The organism is Nocardia farcinica (genome assembly GCF_029867845.1).
GTDB lineage: Bacteria > Actinomycetota > Actinomycetes > Mycobacteriales > Mycobacteriaceae > Nocardia > Nocardia farcinica_A.
This window is the reverse complement of record NZ_JARWRU010000223.1, coordinates 1-5,338: the sequence shown is the minus strand read 5'-3', so window position 1 is coordinate 5,338 and position 5,338 is coordinate 1. Positions and strand designations below refer to the sequence as shown.

Here is a 5,338-nt window from a genome sequence, read left to right as displayed (position 1 = left end):
GGCTTGCGGCGGTCGCGGGGCACTAACTCCGCGACCCGGTCCACCATCGCCAGCACCGCGGCGCGCACCGCGTCGTGGTCGGCCTCGCCGATCAACGCGAACACGGTGTCGCGCATGAGCATCGGCGGCTCGGCCGGATTCAGGATGATGACGGCCTTGCCGCGCGCCGCCCCGCCGACCTGCTCGATGGCGTGCGAGGTGGTCTCGGTGAATTCGTCGATATTGGCGCGGGTGCCGGGGCCCGCCGACTTCGAGGCGATGGAGGCGACGATCTCGGCGTAGGCGACCGGGGTGACCGCGGAGATCGCCGCCACCATCGGGATGGTCGCCTGACCGCCGCAGGTCACCATGTTCAGGTTGTTCGCGCCCGCCGCGAGCTGCTGCTCGAGATTGACCACCGGCACCACGAACGGGCCGATGGCGGCGGGGGTCAGGTCCACCAGCAGCTTGCCGTAGGGGGCCAGCGCCGCCGCGTTGGCCTCGTGCGCCTTGGCGGAGGTGGCGTCGAAGACGATCTCGATGTCGTCGAAGCCGTCCATGGCGATGAGCCCCTGCACGCCCTCGGCGGTGGTGGGCACCTTCAGCCGGGCCGCGCGGGCCAGGCCGTCGGATTCCGGGTCGATGCCGACCATCGCGCCCATCGCCAGGACGTCGGAATTGCGGATCACCTTGATCATCAGGTCGGTGCCGATATTGCCCGAGCCGATGATCGCGACCTTGGTCTTGCTGGTCATCTACCTGTCCTTCGAGAATCGCGCGGTGACGGTGCCGAGCGTGCTCAGCTCGGCGCGGACGACGGTGCCGGGCGGGGTGGGCGCCATCGGGCCAAGCGCGCCGGAGAGCACGACTTGCCCGGCCCGCAGCGGCTGCCCGTACTCGCGGGCGGTGCGCGCCAGCCAGGCCAGCGCGATCAGCGGATCACCGAGGCAGGCCGCGCCGTCGCCGCTGGAGACCAGCTGGTCGTCGACGAACATGCGCATGGTGACCTCGCGTGGCTCCACCTCGTCGAGGGTGAACCACCGCTCGCCCAGCACGTACAGGCCGGAGGAGGCGTTGTCGGCCACGGTGTCGGTGATGGTGATGTCCCAGCCCGCGACCCGGGAGTCGACGATCTCGAGCGCGGCGACCACACCGGAGACGGCCGCGCGCACCTGCGCGAGATCCAGTTCGCCCTCGGCCAGGTCGGCGCCGAGCCGGAAGGCGATCTCCGCCTCCGCTTTCGGCTGCAACAGCCGGGCGCTGGGCACCTCGTCGAGCGCGGAGACGTCCATGTCGGCGAAGAGCACGCCGAAGTCCGGCTGGTCCACGCCGAGCTGGGCCTGCACGGCGGGGGAGGTCAGGCCGATCTTGCGGCCGGTGATGATCGCGTCCGCGTCGAGGCGGGCCTGCACCAGGCGCTGCTGCACCGCGTAGGCGGCGGCGATGTCGTCGGTGCCGAGCAGGTCGCGCACCGGCTCGCACGGCGTGCGCTCGGCGAAGGCGCGCTCGAGCCGCTGCGCCGCGGAGCCGATGGCGGCCGGGGGCACGGAGATGTGTGTGGTCATTGTTCCCGTCGCAGTGTCGCGGTGGTGACGCCGAAGCCGGCGATGTATTCCTTGATGGGGCGGTAGAACTCGTAGCCGACGCGGTACTCGCCGCAGGCGCGCAGCGCGGAGTAGGCCGCGACCCAGGTGCGCACCTCGTGCGAGGAGTGCCCGGCCTCGGCGTCCATGCCGTCGGCGGTGTAGGCGTCGAAGTCCTCGACCCGGCCCGACCGGCACACATCCAGGAACGCCAGGTCCCATGCCGGGTTGAGGTCCATGATGTCGGCCTCGCCCGCGGCGAAGGCGATCGCGGTCCTGGTGGTGTTCTCCTCGCGCGCGGCGCGGAACTCCGGGGTGGGATTGCGTCCGGCGGTGAGGAATTCGCGCTGGGCGTCGGAGGCGGTGTCCAGGCGGGGGACCGGCGGATCGTGCGAGAGCCCGCCGGAGCCGAGGAACAGCACCCGCTGATCGGTCTCCCGGAAGAAGCTGCCGATGGCCGCGCCGAACGCCCTGATGCGCGACATGGCCACGAACGGCCTGGCCACCGAGTTGACGAAGACCGGGACGACCGGCTTGGCCGCCACATCGCCGTAGATGATCTCCATCGGCTGCACCGCGCCGTGGTCGACCTGCATCCGCCGCGAGATGGCCACATCGACGCCACGGTCGATCACGTGCTGCGCCAACGCTTCCGAGGTCGCGTAGGGCACGTTCAGCTCGCCGGAGAACGAGCCGTAGTCGCCGACGCCGTGCGCGGCCAGGCCGATGCAGTACGGCGGCATCAGATCGTAGAAGAAGCCGTTGTAGTGGTCGGGGCCGAAGTTGACGACGACATCGGGATCGAAATCGCGCACGAACGCCCGCACCTGCTCGAAGGCGGCGTCCACGGCGGCGACCACCTCCGCGGGCGGGTGGGTGCGACCGAGCAGCGGACTGTGCGACATGCACACCAGCGCCTGTGTCATGACCGGAACTCCTTTCTCACCGCGCCGGGCTCAGCGGGACGCGCCGTGCGCGGCGAGAAACCGCGCCACGACCTCGTTGAAGTCGTCGGCGCGCTCCACCTGCGACCAGTGCCCGCACCGGCTGAAGATGTGCGCGTCCGCGCCGGGGATCACGTTCAACAGTTCCCAGGTGCGCGACACCGGGATCACCGCGTCCTGCACGCCGTGGATGAGCAGCACCGGCAGCTCGAGCCGCGACAGCACCTCGAAGTCGAGCGGCAGCTCGATGCGGTCGCGATCGCGGGCGGCGACCACCTCGGCGAGCCGGTCGCTCGCGGTGTCGTTGAGCGCGGACCGGTAGCGCAGCTCCACCAGCTCGTCGGTGACCAGCGACTTGTCCACCACGAACAGCTCGAGGGTCTTGCGGATGCCCGCCGGGGTGAGGGTCGGGTTCGAGTGCCCGGCCAGCGCGCCGGTCAGCTTCGCGCCGCCGGTGCCCATGGACACGATGCCGAGCAGCCGCTCGGGGAAGTCGATGGCGAACTGGAAGGCCAGCCAGCCGCCCAGCGAGTTGCCCACGATCCAGGTCTTCTCGATGCCGAGGGCATCGAGCACCCGCACCGCGTGGCGCACCCACTCCTTGATGCCGTAGGCGGTGCCGTCGGCGACGATCGTCTGGCCGTAGCCGATCGAGTCGATGGCGATGCAGCGGGCGTTCTCGGCGAGGACCGGCAGGTTCAGCCACCAGTTGGCGGCGGCGGTGACGCCGGTGCCCGAGCCGTGCAGGAACAGCACGGGAGTGCCCGCGCCGAGCTCGTGGTAGTGGGTGAGCTCGCCGGGGGCGGTCTCGATCCACTTGTCCTCGAGGCCGAAGAAGGCGTCGGTGGTGTAGGCGGGGATGGCCGTGGTCATGACGAGAGGGCTCCTGTGGGGCAGTTGCGGGCGGCGAGCGGTTCGGAGGCGGTGATCGCGTCGGCGGTGCGGCCGGTGAACGACATCGCCCGCAGGATGGCGTCGAGGGTTTCCGGCGCGTGCTGGGTCAGGCACGCGCCGGCGACGAACCGGTCGGGGCGCACGAACACCAGCGGGGTGGGCCGGTCGTCGAACCACTGCTTCATCCGTCCGGTGTGGTCGCCGAGGACGAGCACGTCGGGGTCCATGTAGGTCTCGGCCCAGGCGCGCTGGGTCTCCGGGACCACCGCGACCAGCCGGGCGCCGAGGGCGCGCAGCGTGGCCAGCGACTCCTCGGGCAGCACGTCCTTGGGGCTGTTGCCCCAGACGATGACCGACCACCAGTTGCCGATGGCGTCGTCGAGCAACACATTCTCCGCCCCGGCGGTGTTGACGCGCGGCTGCGGGAACTGCACGCCCACCGGCGAGACCTTGGTGTTCGCCGTCCGCACCGGCACCAGCCCGCTGGTCAGTTCGGGACGGGCGCGGCCGGATTCGCGCGTCGTCGGGTCGGCCAGCACACCTTCGGTGTAGCGCGGCATCGGCTTGAACCGCATCTCCGCGAAGTAGCTCTTCACCTGGGGGAACAGGTTGAGCACCGAGCTGACGGCGTCCCGGGCCAGCGCCAGCGCCGGGTTGGTGATCTTGATGTACTTGCCGAAGGTCAGCGACAGCTCGACCATGGCCTTGGCATGGTCCCTGCGCTCGGTGGTATAGGTGTCCAGCAGCGTGTCCTCGGCCTGACCGGAGAGCACGGCCGCCAGCTTCCAGCCGAGATTGGTGGCGTCGCGCATGCCGGAGTTCCAGCCCTGGCCCATCCACACCGGCATCAGGTGCGCGGCGTCGCCCGCGACGAGCTGACGGCCCTTGCGGAAACTGGAGGCGACCCGGCCGTGGTGGGTGAACACCCGGCGGCGGATCACCTGGAGGTCAGCGGGATCCGGCACGTGATCGGCGAGCAGGGCGTCCACGAACGCCTGCTCGGTGACCTGCTCCTCGCTCTCGCCGTCGTGCAGCATGAACTCCCAGCGGCGCACCGCGTGCGGCAGGCCGATCGAGACGTAGGGTCGCTTGGGGTCGGCGCCGAGGAAGACGTTCGGGGTGCCGAGCGGATCGTTGGCCACGTCCACGACCAGCCAGCGGGTCGGCGGGGACTCGCCGTCGAACGTCACGCCCAGCCGCTTGCGGGTCGGCGACTTGCCGCCCTCGCAGCCGACCAGATAGCGCGCCTGGAAGCGGCGCTCGGCCACCTCCCCGTCCTCGCCGGTGACCAGCGCGATCGCGGTGACCGAACCGGAATCCTCGACGACCTCTTCGACCCGGTGCCCGAACAGCACCCGCACATGGGGGAAGCGGGTCAGGCCCTCGTACAGGGCCCGGTCGACCTCCGGCTGGATGAACGCGTGCTTGCGCGCCCACCCGAACTCGTCGGTGTGCGGATCGTTGACCAGCACGACCTTGCCCGCGCCGTTGACCAGCCGCATGATGTGCTGCGGGCTGGTGTGCGGGCGCACCGCGTCCACCAGGCCGACGGTCTGGATGGTGCGGAACGACTCGTCGTCGAGCCCGACGCCGCGCGGATAGTCGATGAGCCGGTCCATGGCCTCCAGCACGGTGACCGACCGGCCGTAGCCGCCGAGAATGTTCGCCAGCATCAGACCGGTGGGTCCCGCGCCGACGATGACGACCTCGCTCGACGCAGCGTTGTTCACGGACTGTGTCTCCATGGCGGCTATCCGACCGGCCGGCGTACGCCCAGGTCAATCGACCCTTCTCACGGGTCGGAAAACGCCTGGAAAGGTGTTCCGGCCCCGCTGCCCGCGCGATGTCCACGCAGCCCGCCGCCGCCGATATACCAGACGATCGCCGGGGGACCGTCAATATCCTCGACGTGCATTGGGTAGAGAAATCGAAACGACC

General features: G+C 70.3%; 5 protein-coding genes. All 5 read right to left on the bottom strand.

Features of this window, described 5'->3' with window-relative positions:
- The coding region (locus QH283_RS04615; protein WP_280501768.1) for an acetaldehyde dehydrogenase (acetylating) at window positions 1–734 on the bottom strand (734 nt) is incomplete at its 3' end.
- Window positions 735–1,544, bottom strand: coding sequence for a 2-keto-4-pentenoate hydratase (locus QH283_RS04610; RefSeq protein ID WP_280501767.1), 810 nt, complete (start codon window positions 1,542–1,544; stop codon window positions 735–737).
- Complete coding sequence (locus QH283_RS04605; RefSeq protein ID WP_280501766.1) at window positions 1,541–2,488, bottom strand: 3-carboxyethylcatechol 2,3-dioxygenase; 948 nt, start codon at window positions 2,486–2,488, stop codon at window positions 1,541–1,543. Before QH283_RS04605 ends, QH283_RS04610 begins: the two co-directional genes overlap by 4 nt.
- Before the next feature lie 30 nt (window positions 2,489–2,518).
- Window positions 2,519–3,379: an alpha/beta fold hydrolase gene (locus tag QH283_RS04600; protein WP_280501765.1), complete on the bottom strand. Its 861-nt coding sequence runs from the start codon at window positions 3,377–3,379 to the stop codon at window positions 2,519–2,521.
- The gene (locus QH283_RS04595) at window positions 3,376–5,145 is read right to left on the bottom strand and encodes a bifunctional 3-(3-hydroxy-phenyl)propionate/3-hydroxycinnamic acid hydroxylase (RefSeq protein WP_280501764.1); all 1,770 of its coding nucleotides are present in this window, start codon (window positions 5,143–5,145) and stop codon (window positions 3,376–3,378) included. The genes QH283_RS04600 and QH283_RS04595 overlap by 4 nt, the downstream gene beginning before the upstream one ends.
- Between the last annotated feature and the right edge of the window lie 193 nt (window positions 5,146–5,338).

Excerpts from the sequence above, each read along its gene's own strand:
- QH283_RS04610 (WP_280501767.1), bottom strand. The coding sequence starts at position 1,544 with ATGACCACACACATCTCCGTGCCCCCGGCCGCCATCGGCTCCGCGGCG.
- QH283_RS04605 (WP_280501766.1), bottom strand. The coding sequence starts at position 2,488 with ATGACACAGGCGCTGGTGTGCATGTCGCACAGTCCGCTGCTCGGTCGC.
- QH283_RS04600 (WP_280501765.1), bottom strand. The coding sequence starts at position 3,379 with ATGACCACGGCCATCCCCGCCTACACCACCGACGCCTTCTTCGGCCTC.
- QH283_RS04595 (WP_280501764.1), bottom strand. The coding sequence starts at position 5,145 with ATGGAGACACAGTCCGTGAACAACGCTGCGTCGAGCGAGGTCGTCATC.